We start from the raw sequence: 20682 nt of genomic DNA, 5'->3' as shown, positions 1-20682 counted from the left end.
TGGACGAGCCGGTGCCGGGCGGTTAATAGTCTGGCAACGCGTCTCGTCAGGGAGAACCGCATGACCGCTCGCCCCGCCTGGCTGACCTGCCTGGAGTCGGACCCGCCTGCGCTACTGCGGGCGGCACTGTGGATCGCCGCCGAACACGATGCCTCGCTGCAGCCGGAACAGGTACTGCGCGAATTCGCCAACCTGCGTCAGCAGGTGGCCGCCGGCCTGCCCAACCTGGCCGGCCCCGACCTGGCCCAGCCGCTGCTGCGGCGGCTCGGCGAGCTGGACTTCCACGAGGAGGACGACGTTCCCCTGCGCCCGCGCGCCGCGCTGCTGCATCTAGTGCTGCAGCGCCGCCGGGGCCAGCCGCTGTCGCTGGCGCTGATCGCCCTGGAGCTGGCCCAGCGCCTGGACATTCCACTGCAGGCGGTGAACTTTCCCGGCCACCTGCTGCTGCGGGTGCCCGGCGCGGACCACCTGCTCGATCCCTGCAACGGGCGCCGCCTCTACACCCGCGACTGCCGCGAACTGCTGGTGCGCGTCGCCGGCCCCGGCGCCGAACTGGCCGCCAGCCACTTCCAGACCTGCGATGCCCGCGGCCTGATGCTGCGCCTGTCGCGCAACCTGTGCCACCTGCACGGGGCGGCGGACGACCACGTGGCGGCGCTCAAGGACGCCGAGCGCATCCTCCTGCTCGGACCGGCGACCAGCGCTGACCACCTGCTACGCGCCGCCATCTACCACGAACTGGAATGCCCCCAGGCCGAGCGCTTCGATCTGGAGCGGGCGCTGCTGCTGTGCGACAACGAGCACGATCGCCTGCGGCTGGCCCAGCGCATCGACCAACTGGGCCGCCAGGGCCGCACTCCGGCACTGCATTAGCGCCTGTCAGAACTCGCCGTGGCGCCCCGTGCCGCCGGCGAAACGGATAGCTCCGGCGCGAGTCTCGCCGCTCTCCACCACGGCCATGCCACCGCGGAACTCGGCGCGCAGGGCCTCGTCCAGCGGCAGGTTCCATTGAGTGTGGGCGCTGGCACGGTCGGCGAGCATGCAGCGCTGGGGAAAACCGGCGATCTCCAGCGCCAGCGCCTCGGCCACGGCCCGCGCCTGGCCCGGCGCCGTCACCCGGTTGACCAGGCCCATCTGCAGCGCCTCCTCGGCGTGTACCGGGCGGCCGGTGAGGATCAGGTCCAGCGCCCTGCCCTGGCCGACGATGCGCGGCAGGCGAACCGTGCCGCCATCGATCAGCGGCACGCCGAAGCGGCGGCAGAACACGCCGAGCACCGCGTCCTCGGCCATCACCCGCAGGTCCGCCAGCAGCGCCAGCTCCAGGCCGCCAGCCACGGCGTGACCTTCGATGGCGGCGATCAGCGGCTTGCCGAGCTGCATGCGGCTCGGCCCCATCGGGCCGTCACCCTCCTCCTCCAGGCGGTTGCCGCGCTCGCCGCCCTCGGCCACCGCCCCCAGGTCGGCGCCCGCGCAGAAGGTGCCGCCGGCCCCGGTGAGCACCGCCACCCTCGCCTCGTCGTCCGCCTCGAAGGCGCGCAGGGCGTCGGCCAGGGCCTCGGCGGTGGGTCGGTCGACGGCGTTGCGCACCTGCGGACGGTCGATGATCAGGGTGGTGACGCCGGCATTCTTCTCGACCAGCACAGCCATGACGGGGCACTCCGTTCGTTTTTCGGGACGGGGCATGGGGTCAGACCATGCCCCGGTGTAGGGTGCGCCATGCGCACCAGGGGCTCTGTACGGGCTGCTGGTGCGCACGGCGCACCCTACTGCGCGACAACTCACCGGGACCTGGCCATGAAAAAGGCCGGCATCGCTGCCGGCCTTCAACTTAACGTCCCGTCGTGGAGAAAGCAGCCCGCTGGCCGATTCCCCCGCCAGGCTGGCGGATCAGCCCGCGTGCTTCTGCAGGTTGACCATCATCTCGCGCAGCGCCGTGACGTTGTCGTCCGGGTGCACGGCGCCCTCGAAGTCGCCGATCTGCTTCCAGCTGGAGGCGACGTCTTCCGGGCTGAAACCGGTCCTGGGATCGAAACCGGCGCCCAGGCTGCGCTCCCAGCGCACCTTGCCGACCCAGCCGCCGCCCACTTCGTACAGGCCGCCGGTGTCCTTGCACTGGTCGCTGCCCAGGTACACCACCAGCGGGCTGACCAGTTCCGGCTTGAGCTGGTCGAACACCTGCGGCGGGATCAGGCCCTCGGTCATGCGGGTGCCGCCGGTGGGGGCGATGGCGTTGACCAGCACGTTGTTCTTGCGACCCTCGATGGCCAGGGTGCGGGTCAGGCCATACAGGCCGAGCTTGGCCATACCGTAGTTGGCCTGGCCGAAGTTGCCGTAGATGCCGGAGGTCGAGGCGGTGAAGATGATGCGGCCGTACTGCTGCTCGCGCAGGTGCTCCCAGGCAGCGCGGGTGACCTTGTAGGCGCCCTCGACGTGGACCTTGTAGACCAGGTCCCAGTCGGCGTCGTCCATCTTGTGGAACGACTTGTCGCGCAGGATGCCGGCGTTGTTCACCACCACGTCGACGCGGCCGAAGCTGTCCAGCGCGCACTGCACGATCTTGTCGCCATCGGTCACCGAGTCATGGTTCGCCACCGCGGTGCCGCCGGCCGCCTGGATCTCCGCGACCACCTTGTCCGCCGCCGACGCGTTGGCGCCTTCGCCATGGGTGCTGCCACCCAGGTCGTTCACCACCACCCTGGCGCCATGCTTGGCGAACAGCAGGGCGTGCGCACGGCCCAGGCCGCCGCCGGCGCCTGTGACAATCACCACTTGATCCTGGAAACGGATGGGGTCGCTCATGAGGGCTCCTAGTTTGCATTCGGGCGAAAAACCCGAGTGTCAGGCAGGTACCGCGCCCTCCACAAGGCGCGCGGCCTGCCTGAATGACGCCCGATAATGCGACCTTATGCCCGCTTACGGCGCGGCGCCGGCACCCGATCCGGCGCCACTGCCGCTGCTGGAAGAGCCGCTGCCGCTGGTCCCGGCGCCATTGCTACCGCCGCTGGTGCCGGCACCGTTGCCGCTGCCGACGCCGCTGCCATTGCCGACCCCGTTGCCCGCGCCATTACCGGTACCGCCTGGCGCGGTGTTGCCGCCATTGCTGCCCGGGGCGTTGGTGCCGTTGCCCACACCGTTATCGGTGCCCATCCCGTTGTCGTTACCCATGCCATTATCGGTGCCCATGCCATCGTCGGTCGGCGCTCCCGGCGTGTAGGTGCCGGTGTCGCTGTCGGTGCCGTTGGGCGAGGTGTCGGCGGGCACCTCCGGCGGCGTGGGCGAGGTCGGCCCGGGCACGGTCGGGCCGGTGGAGTCGGTTTCAGCCAGGGCAGGTACGGCAAGGCCGGTCAGCAGTGCGCTGAGGAACAGCGCGGAGAGGGGTTTCTTGTTCATGTGCTCACCTCGGGAAAATGGATGTCCTACGAAGCAACCGAGTGAGCGGCATAGCGAGAGGTTCGAACAACCGGATCAGCGGCAATCCTGCCGGATATCGGCGGCAACGCCAGCGAAACGGTAGACAACGTTCCGATCGGGCGCGCCGCCGACCATGATCAGGAACATGCCGAAGCGGCTTTCGTGCAGGTCGACCCGCAGCGCCTCGCCCTCCGGCTGCAGCTTCATTTCGCGACGGATGCGCCCCCAGGCCAGCGGCGGGATGCCGTCGAAGCTGCTGGTTTGCAGGTGCAGCTCGTCTTCCTGCCAGGCAGCATCGTCGAGCGTCTCGCGCTGCTGGCATATCCCATCGCGGTAGAGGGATGCCTCCGGCGCATGCCCGTCGAGCTGGCGAAGATGGACCCGCGCTCCCGCCTGCGCCGGCTCGCCAGTCAGCAGCGTCCACAGGGCCTGCGGTTCGTCGCCTTCGCTGCGATCGAGATACCAGCCGTCGAAGGTGCGCCCCGGCTGCACCGGCGCGCTGGCGCAGCCGGCAAGCGCGAGCGCGACGAACAGCAGCGAAGGGATGCGCATCGACCGTGTCAGGCCGGGCGGATGAGGCTGAGGTGGTTGTACAGGTGCATCACGTGGGCCTGGGCGTATTCCTCGTGGTCGAGCACGCCGTAGGCGAAGTGCGGCTGCAGCTTGCCCTCATGGCTGGCGAAGCGCTCGAAGGCCAGTTGCAGGCGCAACAGCGCAGCCTCCTGGCTGGCCGGTTCGGCCAGCGGCGCGGCGCCGGGGATGGCCTCGGTCAGCGGGTGGCGCATGGCGCCGCGGGCGCTGAACACGGCGAAGGCGGCCGGTCCGACACTGTGGCGGAACCAGCCCGGCTTCAGTTGCGGGTAGCCATCCAGGGAATACTCGATGCTCTGGGCGCAGTGATTGAAGACTTCCGTCGGCGTCCAACCCTGGACGCTGACCAGCGCGTGGCCCTTCAGCCCCTCCAGCACTTGGCGCGCACCGTCCAGGCTCAGCGCCGCCGGCGCCGCGCCGGTGGGCAGCGCCCAGAAGCCGGCGCCCAGCGCCACGACGCCGCCCACCGCGGCGCCTTTCAACAGGGTTCGTCTTTGCATGCAATGGCCTCCAGGCGCTCACGGAACTCCAGATAATGGACGAGCACCTCTGCGGGTGCCTCTGTCTGCGGATAGTGGCCGATGGTTGGCAGCAAAACCGTGTCCGGGTTGGCGATCAGCTCGCGATAGCGCGCCACCATGTGCGCACCGGAGATCGGGTCGAGGGCGCCGTCGATCACCCGCATCGGCAGCGCCGTGTCCTGCATCGCCGCAACCCAGCGCGTCCGGTTGACGCGCCGGTCGGGGATGTAGCGGATCAGCCGGTGCATCACCCTCGGACCCTGGTTGTGCATGATCAGCTCCCAGAACGCGTCCAGCTCCGCCTCGCTGGGCGGCGTGTGCGGGCCGAACACCTTGTGCAGGTTGGTCTTCAGCTTGCCGCGCGAGAACAGTCGGCCGAGCAGCGGGCCGACCGGGCTGAGCAGCAGCTTCTGCATCAGCACCGGATGGTGGGTCTCGGGGAACAGGCCGCCATTGAGGAACACGCAGCTGGCCAGGCGGATGCGCCCTTCCTGATGGCGGGCGACCAGCTCCTGGGCCACGCTGTCGCCGTAGTCGTGGGCCAGCACGTGCACCGGCGCCTCGACGTTCAGGTGCGTCAGCAGCGCCTGCTGCAGGTCGGCCTGCTCCAGCAGGCTGTAGGCGTGGTCACGCGGCTTGGCCGAGTAGCCGAAGCCGAGCATATCGCAGGCGATCACCCGGTATTTCGCCGCCAGCGGCCGCCACAGGTAGTGCCAGTCCCAGCTCGCCGTGGGGAAGCCATGGATCAGCAGCAGCGGCTCGCCCTCGCCCGCCGTCCAGTAGCGGATGGCGTGGCCCTTGAAGCTGAAGCCGCGCCCCTGCGCCCGCCATTCGTCCAGGGCGATGCCCGGCAACGCCGTCACTGGTCGTAGCCCGGCATCTGTGCGTCGAGTTTGCGCAGCAGCGCCGGCCAGGGCAGCGAGCCGCCCATGCCCTGCGGGCTCTTCATCACCCCGGCGATCATTGCCCGGGCGCCGTCGAGAACCTGCTGCGGGATGTGGATCAGTTCGCCACCACCGCTCTGCGCCATCACCTGGATCTCGCAGGCGCGCTGCAGGGTGAACATGCCGAGGAAGGCGTCGGCGATGGTGCCGAAGGCGGTGAGCAGGCCGTGGTTGGGCAGGATCATGAAGTTCTTGTCGCCCAGGTCCGCCTGCAGGCGCGACTTCTCGTCGTGGTTCAGGGCGACACCCTCGTAGCCGTGGTAGGCCAGGCTGGCGAGCACGAACAGCGACTGCTGCGACAGCGGCAGCAGCCCCTGCTTCTGCGCCGACACGGCGATGCCGGCCGGGGTATGGATGTGCAGCACGCAGCCCGCGTCGTGGCGCGCCTCGTGCACGGCGCTGTGGATGGTGTAGCCGGCCGGGTTGATGTCGAACGGGCCGTCCATCAGCTTCTTGCCGGCCAGGTCGATCTTCACCAGGCTGGACGCGGTGATCTCGTGGAACATCAGCCCGTAGGGGTTGATGAGGAAGTCCTCGGTACCCGGCACCTTGGCCGAGATGTGGGTGAAGATCAGGTCGTCCCAGCCGTACAGGGCGATCAGCCGGTAGCAGGCGGCGAGGTCCACGCGGGTCCGCCATTCGGCCTCGGACACCTGGTTCTTCACGTTGGGGAGATTGAGCGGTGCGTTCACGGTAGATCACCTCGGCGTTTTTGTTGTGCCGAGCAGTCTAGCGAGCGGTTGCCGGGCTACCAGTCGCCTTGCAGGCCAGCGCACTGGCCTTGCGGGTCACAACAGGGCCGGCAGCAGCGGCGCGGCGAACAGGTTGAGCAGCCCCATCAGCACCATCACCAGGCCCGCCACGGTGCCCTCCTCGCGGCCCACCTCCTGGGCCCGCGCCACGCCGGCGCCGTGGGCGCCGACGCCGAACAGCGCGCCCCGGGCCAGCGCCGTGCGCAGCGGCAGCCATTTCAGCAGCAGGCCACCGAGCAGCGCGCCGAAGGTGCCGGTGAGCATGACGAAGATCGCCGCCAGCTCCGGCACGCCGCCCAGGCGCTGGGCCACCGGCATGGCGAAGGGCGTGGTGATCGAGCGCGGCACCAGCGAGCGGCTCACCTCACCGTCCAGGGCCAGGGCGTTGGCCAGCCACCAGGAACTGGCGATGGCCACCGCGCTGCCGGCCAGCATGCCCAGCAGCAGCGCCGGCCAGTGCCGGGCCAGCAACGCGCGCTGCTGCCAGATGGGCACGGCGAAGGCCACGGTGGCCGGGCCGAGCAGCGCCATCAGCAGGTGGGTGTAGCCGGAATACTCGGCGTAGTCGGTGTGCAGCGGCACGGCCACCGCCAGCAGCACGGCCGGCACCAGCAGCAGCGGCGACAGCAGGTAGCGCCCGCTGCGCCGGTAGGCCCAGCGGCTCAGCAGGTAGGCGGCCAGGGTCAGGCCCAGCCAGAACAGCGGCATCGGCTCAAGCCTCATGGCGCGTCCTCCAGCGGCACACCAGCTCCACGGTCAGGGCCGTGGCCAGCATCACCAGCAGGGTGCTGCAACCGATCACCAGCAGGATGCGCCAGCCCTCCTCGCGCAGCAGCGCGCCGTAGTCGAGCAGGCTCATCAGCGCCGGGATGAAGAACAGCAGCATCTCCGCCATCAGCAGGCCGGCGCCGAGCTGCAGCGCGGCCGGCTCCACCCGGCCGCTGGCGAAAGCCGCCAGCAGCAGGCCCAGGCCGATCACCCCGCCGGGAATCGGCCAGCCCAGCCAGGCGGCCAGCTGGCAGCCGGCCAGGTACAGCCCCAGCAGCGCCGCCAGCTCGGCGCCCAGGCGAAACAGATGACGAACACGCGCGCGATCCACGATGACAACCCTCTTGCACTGGCAAGCAGGTTAAGCGCCGGCCTATCATCCCAAAAGCGAATTATCCGACTGAAAGGCATTCCAGAATGGAATTCAAACAGCTGCGCGCCTTCGCCGAAGTGGTGCGCCAGGGCGGCTTCACCCAGGCCGCCGCCGTGCTCCACGCCAGCCAGTCGGCGATCAGCAAGCAGGTGGCGCAGCTGGAACAGCGCCTCGGCGTGCGCCTGCTCGAACGCAGCGGCCCGCACCTGCGCCTGACCGATGCCGGCCGCGTGGTGCAACGCCGCGCCGAGGACTTCCTGCGCCTGCGCCAGGAGCTGCAGCGGGAACTCGACGACCTCGGCCAGCTCGCCCGCGGCGAACTGCGCCTGGGCCTGCCCATGCTCGGCAGCGACGCGCTGTTCGCCGGCCTGTTCGCCGAATACCGGCGGCGCTACCCGAACATCGCGGTGCACCTGCAGGAAGGTGGCAGCAAGCTGGTCGAGCAACTGGTGCTGAGCGGCGAACTGGAGCTGGGCGCCGGCCTGCAGCCGGACGACCCCGCCTTCGACAGCCAGCCGTTCTGCAACGAGCCGCTGGACGTCCTGCTGCCGGCCGCCCATCCGCTGTCGGGCGCCGACGGAGTGAGCCTGGCGCAGCTCGCCGACACGCCCTTCCTGCTCTACCAGCAGAGCTTCACCCTCAACGACCGCCTCCTGCGCGCCTGCCAGGAGGCCGGCTTCACCCCGATCGAGGGCGGGCGCAGCGGCCAGGCCGACTTCCTCGGCGCGCTGGTCGCCGCCGGCCAGGGCGTGGTGCTGCTGCCGCGGATCGTGGCGCGCGAACTGGAACGGCCGGGGGTGGTGCGCCTGGCCTTGGACGAACCGGACCTGCGCTGGGACATCGCCTTCATCTGGCGGCGCGGCGCCTACCTGTCGCGGGCGGCGCAGGCGTGGCTCGACCTGATCGGCGAGAGCGCCGCTCAGAGCAGCTCGGGGTAGTCCGCCGCCAGGCGTGGCCAGGCGGCCAGCGCAGCCGGATCGTCGGCCAGCAGACGGAAATCCTCGAAGCGGAATTCCGGCGCCACGGTGCAGCCGACCAGGGTGAAGTCGCCCAGGCTGCGCGCCGCCTGCCAGGCGCAGGCCGGCACCACGCGCTGGGGCAGTTGTCCGGCGGCGACCGGGCCGAGGCATTCGCGGCGCACCGCGGCCGGCGTCTCGCCGATCAGCAGTTCCAGCGGCGCGCCCTCGTGGAAATGCCACAGCTCGTCCGCGTCGATCCGGTGCCAGCGGCTGGCCACCCCACCCGGCAGGAGGAACAGGATCGCGCTGGAGGCGGCGCGGCCCTCGGCGTCGCGGCGGCCGGCGGTGAACAGGCGGCGGTAGTAGCCGCCCTCGGGATGGGGCGCCAGCTGCAGCTCGCGAATCAGTTCGGCGGCGCGCGGGTGCATCAGGCTTTCAGCGCCGCGGCCAGTTCGGCCAGCCAGGGCATGGCGTCCTCGTCCGGGGTGACGCTCTCGCTGGCGTCCAGGCGCAGCATCGGCAGCACCTCGCGCATGCCCAGTTCCAGCAGCAGCTCGCGCATCTGCTCGCCACCGCCGCAGAACACGTCGTAGCTGGAATCGCCCAGGGCGATCACCGCGCAGGGCAGGCCACTCCAGGCCGGGAAACGGTCGCGAATGGCGTAGTAGAGGTTCTGGATATTGCCGGGCAGCTCGCCCATGCCAGTGGTGGAAGTGATCACCAGCAGCGCCTCGGGGGCGAAGGCCAGCACTTCGTCGAGGGCCACGCCGGGCTTGTGCCAGGCTTCGCAACCGGCGCCCTCCAGCACCTGGACGGCGCGGCGTGCGACTTCTTCGGCGGCTCCGTAGACCGAGCCGGACAGGATGGCGACTTTCATGCAGCACTCCGCGAGAGTTCGAAAAAACGCCGCGCATTATGCCGCATGTCGCCCCCGGGGGAACTCGCCGCCGGTGCGGTCGTCACACTTGGGTGATCGCCCGCGCGCGTGACGCGCTTCACGTTTTGCGATCACCCGAAGTCGCCCGCGGAGGGCCACCCCGATGTCCGACCACCCCACCCTCTCCAGCGAAGAACTGGACTTCATCCGAGAGGTCTTCCACAGCCAGTTCATCGGCAAGCCGCTGCCCATTCCCGCCTTCAAGGTGGATGGCGGGCCGCTGGCCAACGCCCTGCTGGCGCGCCTCGGCGTCCACGCCAGGCTGAGCCTGGAGGCGCGGATGGACGATTGCAGCATGACCTTCCCGCTGCAGATGGTGGAGGACGAGCTGCACGGCCTGCAGCTGGAGATGGGCGCGCCCAGCATCTACGAGGACGGCGAGGTGCGCCGCCCCTGGCGCCTGGAGCTGGACGAGCCACTGGCGCTGCGCGACGGCAGCGGCGAGGAGAGCGACCTGCTGGTGTACGAACTGGCCCCCGGCAGCCTGGTGCTCGGCACCCCGCTGCGCCAGCCGCCGGAGCAGTTCAACCTGTGGCTGTCCGTGCCCGGCGGCGAGAGCATGCCGGTGCAGGGCCGGCGCATCCGGCGCATCGGCCGGCACCGCGCGGCCTACGGCCTGACGCTGCAGCACGGCGAGCACGCCGAGCGCATCCGCCAGTTCATCTTCGAGCAGTACCGCCGACGCCATCCGCAGCTGCAAGTCGCCAGCTGAAGACCCGTCGCCTATCATGCGGCGACCCGGTCGGGCTGCGCCGTCATAGGCCATGGCAATCGATTCAATGACCGCAATCAATTAAGCAATCTGGACCAATGCGGCTAATATGCCCACCGTCAACTTTCCAAACCCACTTCCAAACCCACCAGGAGTTATTCAATGTCCCTGATCAACACCCAGGTTCAGCCGTTCAAGGCCAACGCTTTCCACAACGGCGAGTTCATCGAGGTCACCGAGCAGAGCCTGAAAGGCAAGTGGTCGGTTCTGATCTTCATGCCCGCGGCCTTCACCTTCAACTGCCCGACCGAGATCGAGGACGCCGCCAACAACTACGCCGATTTCCAGAAGGCCGGCGCTGAAGTGTACATCGTCACCACCGACACCCACTTCTCCCACAAGGTCTGGCACGAAACCTCCCCGGCCGTCGGCAAGGCCCAGTTCCCGCTGGTCGGCGACCCCACCCACCAGCTGACCAACGCCTTCGGCGTACACATCGCCGACGAAGGCCTGGCCCTGCGCGGCACCTTCATCATCAACCCGGAAGGCGTGATCAAGACTCTGGAAATCCACTCCAACGAGATCGCCCGTGACGTTTCCGAGACCCTGCGCAAGCTGAAGGCCGCCCAGTACACCGCCGCTCACCCGGGCGAAGTCTGCCCGGCCAAGTGGAAAGAAGGCGAGAAGACCCTGGCTCCGTCTCTGGACCTCGTCGGCAAGATCTAAAAATGGGCGTAGCGCTGCTGCGCTAGGCATTGCTGCGTTGAAATCAGGCTCGGGCTGCTCATTTACAGCTCGTAAACTGCGCGCCCTCGCCTGATTTCGCCTTGCACTGCCGTCGCTCGCGACGCTCTACATCCCATTTTTCGCCTCAAGAAGTCCCACAGGACTTCTCAAAGGTGCCCGAACGCCCGGGCGCGATCCGCCCGGGCGTTTGTTTGTCCGAAATTCGCACTGAAGGAACTCCGTCATGTTGGACGCCACTCTGAAAACCCAGTTGCAGGCCTACCTCGAGAAGGTCACCCAGCCGTTCGAGATCGTCGCGTCCCTCGATGACAGCGCGAAATCCCAGGAGCTGCTCGGACTGCTCAACGACATCGTCGGCCTGACCGACAAGATCACCCTCAAGACCGACGGCAACGATGCACGCCGTCCGTCCTTCGCCCTGAACCGTCCGGGCGCGGATATCGGCATCACCTTCGCCGGCATCCCCATGGGCCACGAGTTCACCTCGCTGGTGCTGGCTCTGCTGCAGGTCGGCGGCCACCCGTCCAAGCTGGACGCCGAGACCATCGCGCAGGTCCAGGCCATCGAAGGCCGTTTCGAGTTCGAGACCTACTTCTCGCTCTCCTGCCAGAACTGCCCGGACGTGGTCCAGGCGCTGAACCTGATGGCCGTGCTCAACCCCAACATCCGCAACGTGTCGATCGACGGCGCGCTGTTCCAGGAAGAAGTCGAGCGCCGCCAGGTCATGGCCGTGCCGAGCGTCTACCTGAACGGCGAGGTGTTCGCCTCCGGCCGTATGGAAGTGAAGGAAATCCTCGCCAAGATCGACACCGGTGCCGCCAGCCGCGACGCCGAGAAGATGAGCGCCAAGCAAGCCTTCGACGTGCTGGTGGTCGGCGGTGGCCCGGCCGGCGCCGCGGCGGCCGTGTACGCCGCGCGCAAGGGCATCCGCACCGGCGTCGCCGCCGAGCGTTTCGGCGGCCAGGTGCTGGATACCATGGCCATCGAGAACTTCATCTCGGTGAAGGAAACCGAAGGCCCGAAACTGGCCCGCGCCCTCGAGGAGCACGTCCGCGAGTACGAGGTCGACATCATGAACCTGCAGCGCGCCAGCCAACTGGTGCCGGCCACCGAGGGCGGCCTGCACGAGGTGCGCTTCGAGAACGGTGGCAGCCTCAAGGCCAAGACCGTGATCCTCTCCACCGGCGCCCGCTGGCGCGAGATGGGCGTGCCCGGCGAGCAGGAATACAAGGCCAAGGGCGTGTGCTTCTGCCCGCACTGCGACGGCCCGCTGTTCAAGGGCAAGCGCGTGGCGGTGATCGGCGGCGGCAACTCCGGCGTCGAGGCGGCCATCGACCTGGCCGGCATCGTCGCCCACGTGACCCTGCTGGAGTTCGCCGACACCCTGCGCGCCGACGCCGTGCTGCAGAACAAGCTGTACAGCCTGCCGAACGTCACCGTGATCAAGAGCGCGCAGACCACCGAGGTCAAGGGCGACGGCCAGAAGGTCACCGGCCTGGTCTACAAGGACCGCGCCACCGAGCAGGTCCACGAAGTGGCGCTGGAAGGCATCTTCGTGCAGATCGGCCTGCTGCCCAACAGCGAGTGGCTGAAAGGCACCCTGGAGCTGTCGCGCTTCGGCGAGATCGTGGTCGATGCCAAGGGCCAGACCAGCATCCCCGGCGTGTTCGCCGCCGGCGACGTGACCACTGTGCCGTACAAGCAGATCGTCATCGCCCTGGGCGAAGGCTCGAAGGCCTCGCTGTCCGCCTTCGACTACCTGATCCGCCACAGCTGATCGACGCGGCAACGAAAAAGCCGGGCTTGCGAGAGACCCGGCTTTTTCATGTCCGGCGCTTTACCCTTCGCTACACCGTAGGGTGCGCCGTGCGCACCACAGGCAAACTGGCTGCTCGCGGTGCGCGCGGCGCACCCTACTGGGCGGTGAGTACCCGGTGCTCGTCCTCGGCCAGTTGGTCGGTCAGGCCGCTGACGAAGTCCAGCAGCAGACGCGCGCGGTGGTAGAACTCCCACAGCGCGGCGTCCCCGTCCTCGTGCCCGGCCACCGCCACCCGGTACGCGGCCAGCAGGTGCGTGGGCAGGCGCCGCGCCAGCATGCGCAGGTCGGCGCGGCCCTTGCCGTCCAGCACGGCGGCGAAATCCTCGCCGCGCAGACCGAGCAGCGTGCCGTAGCCGTCCAGCAATCCTTGCAGGATGCGCAGACCGCGCAGATGCAGGGTCTCCACCTCGCGGTGGCAATACACGTGGCCAGCGCCGATGTCCTTGAAGGTCTGCACCACCGCACTGGCCGGGCTGTCGTCCTCCAGCAGGGCACGTTCCAGGGTGCCAGCGAACACCGCGTCCAGGTGTTCAACGAACTGGGCGGCCGCATGCTGAACCAACGGGTGGATCAGGTTGACGCGCAGGCGGATGAAGAACTTGCCGACCTTGTCCACCGGCTCGTTCTCGGCAGCCTCGCGGGCGTCGTCGAGCAGCGCCGCGAAGCTGCGCCCCTGCTCGTCGATCACGTAGTCCAGCGGCAGGCGCTTGGCGAAGGTTTCGCGCAACAACTCGTCCAGCCGCTTCAGGTCGAGCATGTGCTTGACCACCGCGTCCTCCAGGTCGGCCAGGCAGTAGGAGATATCGTCCGCCGCCTCCATCACGTACACCAGCGGATGGCGCGTGCCGGGCGCCATGCCCAGCGCCTGCCACAGCTCGGCGACGAAGCCCTCCTCGCTCAGGTAGTAACCGGGCTTCTTGGCCAGGTAGGAACCGGCCGGGCGCGGCTGGTAGGCCGCGCGCACGTACTTGAGCATGCAGGCGGTCTGGCTGTAGGTCAGGTTCATGTCGTGCAGGCGGTGCAGCAGGCGGATGGCCTGGGCGTTGCCTTCGAAGGCGGCGAGGTCGGCCAGCATGTGCTGGCGCAGTTCGGCATCGCCCTCCGGCACCGCCCTGGCGAACAGCCCGTCGAGGTGACGCGCGCACCAGTCGCCGATGGCGAACTCACCGAAGTGGCCGAACGGCGGGTTGCCGATGTCGTGGGTCAGGCAGGCCATTTCCACCAGGGTCTCCAGCTCCCGCTCCAGGCCGACCAGGCCGTAGTCGGCGGCGCGCGGGCCGAGCTTCTGGAACAGCGTGCGGACGATGTGCCGGCCGACCTGCTGCACTTCCAGCGAATGGGTCAGGCGGCTGCGCACCGCGGCGTTGCGCTCCAGCGGGAACACCTGGGTCTTCTGCTGCAGGCGGCGCACCGCCGCCGAGTTGACGATACGCCCACGGTCGCTCTCCAGCCGCTCGCCCAGCTCGAACTGCCAGCCCGCGTCGCCGGGCCGGGGCACCGTACCCTTCTCACGGGCACGGCGCAGGGAAATCTTCGCCTTGAAATCCAACGCCTTCGCTCCTAGCCGATCAGACCGCAGCCTACCGCGTCGGCCGGCGCTTCGGCTAGGCGGCCTGCGCACCCTGCAGGCGCTGCCAGAGGCGGCCGCCGAACACGTTGACCAGCAGGCCGAGCATCACCAGCCCCGCACCCACCCACTGCAGGGTGCTCAGTCGCTCGCCCAGCAGCCAGGCCGACGAACTCAGGCCCACCACCGGCACCAGCAGCGAGAATGGCGCCACTTGCCCTGCCGGGTAGCGCGACAGCAGGCGGCTCCACAGGCCGTAGCCGAGCAGTGTGGCGATCAGCGCCAGGTACAGCAGGGCGAGGATCGAGCTGGTGCCGATATTGAGCAGGGCCTGCTCGATGCGCTGCGGCCCTTCCAGCCACAGCGACAGGAGGAAGAACGGCACCGGCGGGATCAGGCTGCCCCAGATCACCAGCCCCATCAGGTTGATCTTGCCGAACTTGCGGGTGAGCACATTGCCCATCGCCCACATGGAGGCGGCGACCAGGGTCAGCACGATGCCCAGCAGCGAGGTGGAATGACCGGTCTGCAGACCGATCAGCAGCAGCCCGCCGCCGGCGATCAGCAGGCCCAGCACGCTGGCGCCGCGCATCCGCTCGCCGAGGAACAGGGCGGCGAAGGCCAGGGTGAAGAACGCCTGGGACTGCAGCACCAGCGAGGCCAGCCCGGCCGGCATGCCGTTGGCCATGGCCTCGAAGAGGAACACGAACTGGCCCAGGGAGATGGTCGCGCCGTAGGCGATCAGCCACCGCCAGGGCAGGTTCGGCCGGCGCACCAGGAACACCGGCAGCGCCGCCAGGACGAAGCGCAGGGCGCCGAGCAGCATCGGCGGCAGGCTGTCGAGGCCGACGCGGATCACCACGAAGTTGAGGCCCCAGGCGACGATCACCACCAGCGCCAGCAGCAGGTCCTTGGGCGACATCGGAGCACTCCGCGACAACAGGGAAACGGCGATTAAAGCGCGCCGCGCCCGCGCCACGGGCATACAGCTGGCGACGACTGTGGCCGTACAGTGCGCCAGTCGGGTTATCCTGCGCGCATCTTCCGCACCACCGACACCGCCATGAATCCCGAAGACCTCCTCCTGCTGGTCACCCGCACCATGCCCTTCGGCAAGTACCAGGGCAGGCTGATCGCCGACCTGCCGGGCAACTACCTGAACTGGTTCGCCCGTGAGGGTTTCCCCAAGGGCGAGATCGGTCGCCTGCTGGCGCTGATGCAGGAGATCGACCACAACGGCCTGAAGCCGCTGCTGGAGCCGCTGCGCCAGGGCAAGCGCTGATGCCCCGGCATTTGCGCCGGCTATAAGCGCCGCATCCGCCGGCCGCCTCGATTAGGGTATGGGCTCGTTCCCATTGCCCCGAGGAGTTTCCATGCATCCCTATTTCAGCCTGCAGGGCCGCACAGCCCTGGTCACCGGCGGCAGCCGCGGCATCGGCCGGATGATCGCCCAGGGCCTGCTCGAGGCCGGCGCCCGGGTGTTCATCTGCGCCCGCGATGGCGACGCCTGCCGCCAGGTGGCCGAGGAACTGTCGGCCTACGGCGAGTGCATCGGCCTTGCCGCCGACATGTCCGGCGAGGAAGGCGCCCGCGCCCTGGCCGAAGAACTGAACGGCCGCGTCGAACGCCTCGACATCCTGGTCAACAATGCCGGCACCACCTGGGGCGCGCCACTGGAGAGCTACCCGGTCAAGGGCTGGGAGAAGGTCATGCAGCTCAACGTCACCGCCGTGTTCAGCTGCATCCAGCAGTTGCTGCCGCTGCTGCGCAAGGCCGGCAGCGAGGCCAGCCCGGCGCGGGTGATCAACATCGGCTCGGTGGCCGGTATCAGCTCGTTCGGCGAACAGGCCTACGCCTACGGCCCGAGCAAGGCGGCGCTGCACCAGCTGTCACGTATCCTGGCCAAAGAGCTGGTCAGCGAGCATATCAATGTCAACGTGATCGCCCCCGGCCGCTTCCCGAGCAAGATGACCCGGCACATCGCCGGCGACGAGGCGGCCATGGCCGAGGATGTGGCCCACATCCCGATGCGCCGCTGGGGCCGCGAGGAGGAAATGTCCGCCCTCGCCATCAGCCTGTGCAGCGCGGCCGGCGCCTACATGACCGGCACCATCATCCCCATCGACGGCGGCTTCAGCCTGTAGCCGTTCCCGCCCAGGTAACAACAGCCAGACCTTCGACGCCTCGCAGGCCTGGCTAGCGCGGGTGTAGACAAGGTTCGTCCAGCAGCTCGCCGAGGGGCAAGCGCCTTCGGCGAGCCCTCCCGTGCGCCCCGGCCTATCGGGCGCCGCCTGCTTTGTGCCGATCTCGACGCCCCCCGCGGCCCAGTCCCGCAACAAGAACCTGAACCTTACCGACTGACGCTCTCACTAAGCCATAGGAGCCGGCGATGTGCCGTCCCCGCAGTGGGTTTTTCCGTCCAAGTAAGGATAAAAAAATGATCACCACACCCAATCTTGCTGCAACTGCCCTGGATGAATCCGCCAGCACCTCTGGTGTTTCCTGGGCCGCGATCTTCGCCGGCGCCATCGCCGCGGCGGCGTTGTCGCTCATTCTCATCCTGCTCGGCTTCGGCCTTGGCTTCAGTGCGGTCTCGCCCTGGAGCAACGAGGGTATCAGCGCCGAAGGATTGGGCATCTCCACGATCATCTGGCTCGCCCTGACCCAGATCATCGCGGCGGGGATGGGCGGCTACCTCGCCGGCCGCCTGCGCGTGAGGTGGACCACGCTGCATGGTGACGAGGTATTTTTCCGCGACACCGCGCACGGCTTCCTGGCGTGGGCCGTGGCGACCCTGCTCACCGCAACCGTGCTGGTGGGCTCGGTGAGTGGCATTGTCGGTGCCGGCGTACAGGCCAGCGCACAGGTCGCATCCGGCGCGGCACCAGCGGCCCTGGCCGGAGCCGAAGAAGAGTACGGCTACTACATCGACGGCCTGTTCCGCGATGATCGCCCGGCGCCCAGCGCGGATGATGCCGCCCATGGCGTGGTCGCGCGCATCCTGGCGCGCAGCCTGGACAACGACGGCGAACTCTCCGCGGCCGACCGCGCCTACCTCATACAGCTGGTGTCGCAACGCACCAACCTCTCACCCACCGAGGCCCAGGCCCGTGTCGACGAGGTCTATGCCCAGGCCCGCGAGAGCGTGGTACAGGCCAAACAGGCCGCCGATGAAGCCCGCAAGGCGGCCGCGCACGCCACCCTGTGGATGTTCGTCGCGCTGTTGATCGGCGCCTTCGTCGGTAGTTTCGCCGCCACCTTCGGTGGTCGCAGCCGTGACGCCGTGGTGGTGGTCGTCAGCGACTACCGCACCACTACCGCCCCGCTTCGCTGATAACAAGGAGAACAGACATGCGCTCACTTCTGCTGTGGTTCCTCGGTGTACCGATCCCGCTGATCATTCTGATCGCCGTGCTGACCTGATCGTCCCCCAAAAAAAGGCCGCTTCCTCAATCGGGAAGCGGCCTTTTTCATGGTTATGTCCCCGTTACGTGTTGCGCGGTCAAGCTCCGCCATCGGAACGCTGCACCCTGCCTGCCCCTGGATCCCCGCCTGCGCGGGGATGACGAGATAGGGTGGAAGTTTCTTCCGAAACCGTCATTCCCGCGCAGGCGGGAACCCAGAAGAGCTCAGGGCACTACAACATCTGACGGGAACATCGCTTTTTTCATGCGTAGCACGGCACGGCACGGTGTGGCGCGCAGTTCACTCGTCCTGGGCGGCCTTCAGCGCCTCATAGGCCGGGGCTGCGTAAATGCCGACATCGACCGCCAGCTCCAGCACCCGCGGCAGGTCGCTGGTGTAGACCAGCACGCACTGCAGCTCGTCGTCCAGCGGCTCACTGAGGTCCACCAGCACGTAGCCGCCCTTCTCCTTGTACAGCGCCGAGAGCTGCACCTGGATGCGGTTGAGGGCCTTCAGCGGCTCGACCTTCACCAGTTGCTTGGGCTTGATGTTGAAGCTCACCTGCGGGCCGAAGGAGTCGATGATCTGCTGCAGCAGTTGGTCGTAGGTGTCGGCCTGGAACAGCACGGTCTCGGGCAGGCTGCCGACCACCACCCACTCGCCCAGCGGGATGGGGAAATCGTCGTCGTAGTTGACGTCCGGGTTGGCGGCGAGGAAGGCAGCCGGGTCGGCGTAGGCCTGGGCCGCCTCGTCGGCGATGCGGGCGATCTCCTCGTCGGTCATGCAGCCGGAGCTGATCAGGGTGACGAGTTCGAGGAGCTGGGCTTTCATGGGGGGGTCCTGGGCGGTCGAGACGGGGCGCATAGGATACGTCCGGGCTAGTCGTGGCGCACGCTCAACTGGGTGAACTGCACTTCGCCCACATCGTCGGCGCCGTCGCCCTCGTCGTCCTGCACGTAGGCGCCGGCCTTGAAGTAGAAGCCCACCTGGCGCCAGGCCGGGTCCGCCGCGTAGAAGTCGTGGTCGATGCGCTCGCCATTGACCTCCACCGCCAGCACGCCGTCGCGCACCTCGATGCGGTAGGAGAACAGGTCGTTGTCCACCGGGGTGGCGAAGACGTGGCGGATGTCCTCGTTGCTGCCCTTCGGGTGGCGCTTGATCAGCGCCTTGAGCCGGCCCTTCTCCCATTGCAGCTTGACCAGCGGGCGCGCGTCGAAGCCATGAACCTGGCCGACGATGATCTTCTGCGTGCTCGGCGCGCGCAGCACCCGCGCGCTGGCGCTGAGCCGGTGGTGGCCGGCGCCGTTCCAGTTGCGGTTGTCGTCGGCAGGGTCGAGCAGTTCGCGCAGCTCGGCGCGCGGGTAGTCGGAGTTCTTGGTGCTGCCCGCGCCGGCGGGGGCTATGAACACCATGGCGCCGTTATCGGCCAGGTGGAAGTAGCGCGAGGCGTAGCCGGCGCGCAGCTCCGCGCTGGGCACCTCGCTGGCCTTGGCGTCCGGCAGGGTGAGCTTCCAGTGCGACAGGTCGTAGTTGGCCCCCGGCGCCTGGAAGGGGCCGTCATCCTGGTCCTTGCTGCAGCCGGCCAGCACCAGCAGGCCGCAGCCCAGGCAGAGTAGTGATCGATGCATCGCCGCGCTCCCGGATCGCTCGTCGCGCCCTCTGTACAGGCTCTGTGCAGACAACGCGGGCGCCGGCCGGGTTCACGGCCGGCGTCCAGGGGCTCACCGAAACAATCGTCATTCCCGCGCAGGCGGGAAACCAGAGGCCCCCGGACTCACGCCTGCGCGGGCGTGACAAGGAAGAGGTTTTTCAGCGCCCTAGCGCAGCTTCTCCAGCATCTGGTAGTACCACATGCCGGCGGCCAGCATCGGGTTGCCGAACACGTCGCCCAGCGGCACCTTGATGTGCTTGCAGGCGGAGAAGGTGTCGTAGTGGCCCAGGGTGCCGGTCAGCGCGTTGGCCATGATCTCGCCCATGATGTGGGTGGTGGCGACACCGTGGCCCGAATAGCCCTGGCAGTACCAGACGTTGGGCGACAGCTTGCCCAGCTGCGGGATGCGGTTCATCACGATGCCCATCGCGCAGCTCCACTGGAAGTCGATCTTCACGCCCTTGAGCTGGGGGAAGGTGCGCTCGATGCATGGGCGCAGCTCGCCGGCAATGTCACGCGAGTCGCGCCCGGAGTAGTTGGCGCCGCCGCCGAACAACAGACGGCCGTCGGCGGTCATCCGGTAGTAGTCGAGCACGAAGCGGCAGTCGTACACGGCCAGGTCCTGCGGGTTTATCTGCTTCGCCCGTTCGCCCAGCGGCTCGGTAGTGACGATGCCACCCATGGCCGGGAAGATCATGCCCTTGAGCTGCTTGCGCTCCAGCTTGTGGTACACGTCGCCGGCCAGCAGCACCTGCGCCGCGTCGATGCGGCCGTGGGCGGTGATCACCGCCGGCCGCGCGCCGTGGACGATGTCGAGCACCTCGGAATGCTCGAAGATCAGCGCGCCCAGGCTCTCGGCCGCCCTGGCCTCGCCGATGCACAGGTTGAGCGGGTGCAGGTGCATGTTGCGGGTGTTCTTCACCGCGCCCAGGTACAGGTCGCTGGCCAGGTGCTCGCGTACCCCGGCCGCGTCGAGCAGGGTCACCTCGTCACCCATGCCGCGGCGCACCGCTTCCTCGTAGGCGCCGCGCAGCTCGTCCATGTGGCTGGGCTTCATCGCCGCGTGCAGGTGACCGTGTTTGAGGTCGCAACGGATGCCGTACTTCTCCACCCGGTTCCTGATTATCTCGTGGCCGCGCCAGCGCAGGTGCCAGATGAAGTCGTCCACTTCCGCGCCGAGGCGGTCGCGCATCTGCTTGCGCATGGCTTCGTCGCCGGACAGGCTGCCGGTGACCTGGCCGCCGTTGCGCCCGGTGGCGCCCCAGCCGATCTTGTGGGTCTCGACGATGGCCACCTTGAGGCCGCGCTCGGCCAGCTCCACGGCGGTGGCGACACCGGTGAAGCCGCCGCCGATGATGGCAACGTCGACGCTGACCTGGCCTTGCAGGGTCGGGTAGTCGGTCTCGACGTTGAGGGAGGCCGAATAGTAGGACGGTGCGCGCTCGGCGGCCGCTCTGACGGGTTGGTTGATGGCGTTCATTGCAGAATCCTTGTGGCGGTCGCCGCCGTAGAGTGCGCTGCGCGC

24 protein-coding genes are annotated in these 20682 nt (G+C 68.4%); 8 read left to right on the top strand and 16 right to left on the bottom strand.

Annotation, left to right across the window (positions count from 1 at the left end; genetic code table 11):
• Positions 1-60: 60 nt before the first annotated feature.
• Complete coding sequence (locus N7640_RS24785; RefSeq protein ID WP_279905079.1) at positions 61-873, top strand: tetratricopeptide repeat protein; 813 nt, start codon at positions 61-63, stop codon at positions 871-873.
• Positions 874-879: 6 nt separating this feature from the next.
• Here N7640_RS24785 and N7640_RS24780 read toward each other — a convergent pair whose 3' ends face one another.
• The 9 genes from N7640_RS24780 to N7640_RS24740 form a co-directional block, all read right to left on the bottom strand.
• Entirely contained in the window at positions 880-1647 is a 768-nt protein-coding gene (locus tag N7640_RS24780) for a crotonase/enoyl-CoA hydratase family protein (protein WP_279905078.1), read from the bottom strand.
• Between the two features lie 240 nt (positions 1648-1887).
• Positions 1888-2799, bottom strand: a complete 912-nt coding sequence (locus N7640_RS24775) for an SDR family oxidoreductase (RefSeq protein WP_279905076.1) — start codon at positions 2797-2799, stop codon at positions 1888-1890.
• A 114-nt stretch (positions 2800-2913) separates the two neighbouring features.
• A complete protein-coding gene (locus N7640_RS24770; RefSeq protein ID WP_279905075.1) occupies positions 2914-3390 on the bottom strand; it encodes a hypothetical protein in 477 nt (158 codons plus the stop codon).
• 75 nt (positions 3391-3465) lie between these two features.
• Positions 3466-3963 (bottom strand): hypothetical protein, encoded by a 498-nt coding sequence (locus N7640_RS24765; RefSeq protein WP_279905073.1) that lies wholly within the window; start codon positions 3961-3963, stop codon positions 3466-3468.
• 8 nt (positions 3964-3971) lie between these two features.
• Positions 3972-4502 (bottom strand): DUF1569 domain-containing protein, encoded by a 531-nt coding sequence (locus N7640_RS24760; protein WP_279905072.1) that lies wholly within the window; start codon positions 4500-4502, stop codon positions 3972-3974.
• Positions 4481-5386, bottom strand: a complete 906-nt coding sequence (locus N7640_RS24755; protein ID WP_279905070.1) for an alpha/beta hydrolase — start codon at positions 5384-5386, stop codon at positions 4481-4483. Before N7640_RS24755 ends, N7640_RS24760 begins: the two co-directional genes overlap by 22 nt.
• Positions 5383-6159, bottom strand: coding sequence for a class II aldolase/adducin family protein (locus N7640_RS24750; protein ID WP_220812790.1), 777 nt, complete (start codon positions 6157-6159; stop codon positions 5383-5385). Before N7640_RS24750 ends, N7640_RS24755 begins: the two co-directional genes overlap by 4 nt.
• A gap of 96 nt (positions 6160-6255) precedes the next feature.
• Complete coding sequence (locus N7640_RS24745; protein ID WP_279905069.1) at positions 6256-6942, bottom strand: LrgB family protein; 687 nt, start codon at positions 6940-6942, stop codon at positions 6256-6258.
• Positions 6932-7318 carry a CidA/LrgA family protein gene (locus N7640_RS24740; RefSeq protein ID WP_279905068.1) on the bottom strand — a complete coding sequence of 129 codons (387 nt, stop codon included), beginning with the start codon at positions 7316-7318 and terminating at the stop codon, positions 6932-6934. Before N7640_RS24740 ends, N7640_RS24745 begins: the two co-directional genes overlap by 11 nt.
• An 86-nt stretch (positions 7319-7404) precedes the next feature.
• On the opposite strand from N7640_RS24740, the gene N7640_RS24735 reads away from it, so the two are divergent.
• Positions 7405-8298 carry a LysR family transcriptional regulator gene (locus tag N7640_RS24735; protein WP_279905067.1) on the top strand — a complete coding sequence of 298 codons (894 nt, stop codon included), beginning with the start codon at positions 7405-7407 and terminating at the stop codon, positions 8296-8298.
• On the opposite strand, the gene N7640_RS24730 is transcribed toward N7640_RS24735, so the two are convergent.
• Both N7640_RS24730 and N7640_RS24725 read right to left on the bottom strand, forming a co-directional pair.
• Positions 8280-8747 carry a cupin domain-containing protein gene (locus N7640_RS24730; protein ID WP_220812786.1) on the bottom strand — a complete coding sequence of 156 codons (468 nt, stop codon included), beginning with the start codon at positions 8745-8747 and terminating at the stop codon, positions 8280-8282. The two genes, N7640_RS24735 and N7640_RS24730, sit on opposite strands and share 19 nt — an antisense overlap.
• Complete coding sequence (locus N7640_RS24725; protein WP_279905066.1) at positions 8747-9196, bottom strand: flavodoxin; 450 nt, start codon at positions 9194-9196, stop codon at positions 8747-8749. The genes N7640_RS24730 and N7640_RS24725 overlap by 1 nt, the downstream gene beginning before the upstream one ends.
• Positions 9197-9359: 163 nt before the next feature.
• Here N7640_RS24725 and N7640_RS24720 point away from each other — a divergent pair, with 163 nt between their 5' ends.
• The 3 genes from N7640_RS24720 to ahpF all read left to right on the top strand — a co-directional run bounded on the left by N7640_RS24720 (position 9360) and on the right by ahpF (position 12492).
• Positions 9360-9968: a PilZ domain-containing protein gene (locus N7640_RS24720; RefSeq protein ID WP_279905065.1), complete on the top strand. Its 609-nt coding sequence runs from the start codon at positions 9360-9362 to the stop codon at positions 9966-9968.
• A 162-nt stretch (positions 9969-10130) separates the two neighbouring features.
• Positions 10131-10694, top strand: coding sequence for an alkyl hydroperoxide reductase subunit C (ahpC, locus tag N7640_RS24715; RefSeq protein ID WP_220812783.1), 564 nt, complete (start codon positions 10131-10133; stop codon positions 10692-10694).
• A 244-nt stretch (positions 10695-10938) separates the two neighbouring features.
• Positions 10939-12492: an alkyl hydroperoxide reductase subunit F gene (gene ahpF, locus N7640_RS24710; protein ID WP_279905063.1), complete on the top strand. Its 1554-nt coding sequence runs from the start codon at positions 10939-10941 to the stop codon at positions 12490-12492.
• Between the two features lie 136 nt (positions 12493-12628).
• On the opposite strand, the gene dgt is transcribed toward ahpF, so the two are convergent.
• Together dgt and N7640_RS24700 are read right to left on the bottom strand one after the other, a co-directional pair.
• Entirely contained in the window at positions 12629-14083 is a 1455-nt protein-coding gene (dgt, locus tag N7640_RS24705) for a dGTPase (protein WP_279905062.1), read from the bottom strand.
• 55 nt (positions 14084-14138) lie between these two features.
• Entirely contained in the window at positions 14139-15023 is an 885-nt protein-coding gene (locus N7640_RS24700) for an EamA family transporter (RefSeq protein WP_279905061.1), read from the bottom strand.
• A gap of 141 nt (positions 15024-15164) precedes the next feature.
• Between N7640_RS24700 and N7640_RS24695 the strand changes: the two genes are divergently transcribed.
• The 3 genes from N7640_RS24695 to N7640_RS24685 all read left to right on the top strand — a co-directional run bounded on the left by N7640_RS24695 (position 15165) and on the right by N7640_RS24685 (position 17435).
• On the top strand, positions 15165-15383 hold the full coding sequence (locus tag N7640_RS24695) for a DUF3820 family protein (RefSeq protein ID WP_137971305.1): 219 nt from the start codon (positions 15165-15167) through the stop codon (positions 15381-15383).
• Positions 15384-15474: 91 nt separating this feature from the next.
• Complete coding sequence (locus N7640_RS24690) at positions 15475-16245, top strand: SDR family oxidoreductase (protein ID WP_279905059.1); 771 nt, start codon at positions 15475-15477, stop codon at positions 16243-16245.
• A 293-nt stretch (positions 16246-16538) separates the two neighbouring features.
• Complete coding sequence (locus tag N7640_RS24685; RefSeq protein ID WP_279905058.1) at positions 16539-17435, top strand: hypothetical protein; 897 nt, start codon at positions 16539-16541, stop codon at positions 17433-17435.
• 371 nt (positions 17436-17806) lie between these two features.
• On the opposite strand, the gene N7640_RS24680 is transcribed toward N7640_RS24685, so the two are convergent.
• The 3 genes from N7640_RS24680 to N7640_RS24670 all read right to left on the bottom strand — a co-directional run bounded on the left by N7640_RS24680 (position 17807) and on the right by N7640_RS24670 (position 20637).
• Positions 17807-18337 (bottom strand): hypothetical protein, encoded by a 531-nt coding sequence (locus tag N7640_RS24680; protein WP_279905057.1) that lies wholly within the window; start codon positions 18335-18337, stop codon positions 17807-17809.
• Between the two features lie 47 nt (positions 18338-18384).
• Positions 18385-19134 carry a polysaccharide lyase family 7 protein gene (locus N7640_RS24675; protein WP_279905056.1) on the bottom strand — a complete coding sequence of 250 codons (750 nt, stop codon included), beginning with the start codon at positions 19132-19134 and terminating at the stop codon, positions 18385-18387.
• Between the two features lie 189 nt (positions 19135-19323).
• Positions 19324-20637 carry an FAD-binding oxidoreductase gene (locus N7640_RS24670; RefSeq protein ID WP_279905055.1) on the bottom strand — a complete coding sequence of 438 codons (1314 nt, stop codon included), beginning with the start codon at positions 20635-20637 and terminating at the stop codon, positions 19324-19326.
• Positions 20638-20682: the final 45 nt, after the last annotated feature.

Origin of the sequence: Pseudomonas sp. GD04015 (assembly GCF_029837675.1) — a bacterium.
GTDB classification, from domain to species: domain Bacteria; phylum Pseudomonadota; class Gammaproteobacteria; order Pseudomonadales; family Pseudomonadaceae; genus Aquipseudomonas; species Aquipseudomonas paralcaligenes.
This window is presented reverse-complemented; position numbering and strand designations above follow the sequence as displayed.

Bases quoted from the DNA above. Each gene is read 5' to 3' on its own strand.
- N7640_RS24785 (WP_279905079.1), top strand. From the start codon at position 61: ATGACCGCTCGCCCCGCCTGGCTGACCTGCCTGGAGTCGGACCCGCCT.
- N7640_RS24780 (WP_279905078.1), bottom strand. From the start codon at position 1,647: ATGGCTGTGCTGGTCGAGAAGAATGCCGGCGTCACCACCCTGATCATC.
- N7640_RS24775 (WP_279905076.1), bottom strand. From the start codon at position 2,799: ATGAGCGACCCCATCCGTTTCCAGGATCAAGTGGTGATTGTCACAGGC.
- N7640_RS24770 (WP_279905075.1), bottom strand. From the start codon at position 3,390: ATGAACAAGAAACCCCTCTCCGCGCTGTTCCTCAGCGCACTGCTGACC.
- N7640_RS24765 (WP_279905073.1), bottom strand. From the start codon at position 3,963: ATGCGCATCCCTTCGCTGCTGTTCGTCGCGCTCGCGCTTGCCGGCTGC.
- N7640_RS24760 (WP_279905072.1), bottom strand. From the start codon at position 4,502: ATGCAAAGACGAACCCTGTTGAAAGGCGCCGCGGTGGGCGGCGTCGTG.
- N7640_RS24745 (WP_279905069.1), bottom strand. From the start codon at position 6,942: ATGAGGCTTGAGCCGATGCCGCTGTTCTGGCTGGGCCTGACCCTGGCC.
- N7640_RS24735 (WP_279905067.1), top strand. From the start codon at position 7,405: ATGGAATTCAAACAGCTGCGCGCCTTCGCCGAAGTGGTGCGCCAGGGC.
- N7640_RS24730 (WP_220812786.1), bottom strand. From the start codon at position 8,747: ATGCACCCGCGCGCCGCCGAACTGATTCGCGAGCTGCAGCTGGCGCCC.
- N7640_RS24725 (WP_279905066.1), bottom strand. From the start codon at position 9,196: ATGAAAGTCGCCATCCTGTCCGGCTCGGTCTACGGAGCCGCCGAAGAA.
- N7640_RS24720 (WP_279905065.1), top strand. From the start codon at position 9,360: ATGTCCGACCACCCCACCCTCTCCAGCGAAGAACTGGACTTCATCCGA.
- ahpC (WP_220812783.1), top strand. From the start codon at position 10,131: ATGTCCCTGATCAACACCCAGGTTCAGCCGTTCAAGGCCAACGCTTTC.
- ahpF (WP_279905063.1), top strand. From the start codon at position 10,939: ATGTTGGACGCCACTCTGAAAACCCAGTTGCAGGCCTACCTCGAGAAG.
- N7640_RS24700 (WP_279905061.1), bottom strand. From the start codon at position 15,023: ATGTCGCCCAAGGACCTGCTGCTGGCGCTGGTGGTGATCGTCGCCTGG.
- N7640_RS24695 (WP_137971305.1), top strand. From the start codon at position 15,165: ATGAATCCCGAAGACCTCCTCCTGCTGGTCACCCGCACCATGCCCTTC.
- N7640_RS24690 (WP_279905059.1), top strand. From the start codon at position 15,475: ATGCATCCCTATTTCAGCCTGCAGGGCCGCACAGCCCTGGTCACCGGC.
- N7640_RS24685 (WP_279905058.1), top strand. From the start codon at position 16,539: ATGATCACCACACCCAATCTTGCTGCAACTGCCCTGGATGAATCCGCC.
- N7640_RS24680 (WP_279905057.1), bottom strand. From the start codon at position 18,337: ATGAAAGCCCAGCTCCTCGAACTCGTCACCCTGATCAGCTCCGGCTGC.
- N7640_RS24675 (WP_279905056.1), bottom strand. From the start codon at position 19,134: ATGCATCGATCACTACTCTGCCTGGGCTGCGGCCTGCTGGTGCTGGCC.
- N7640_RS24670 (WP_279905055.1), bottom strand. From the start codon at position 20,637: ATGAACGCCATCAACCAACCCGTCAGAGCGGCCGCCGAGCGCGCACCG.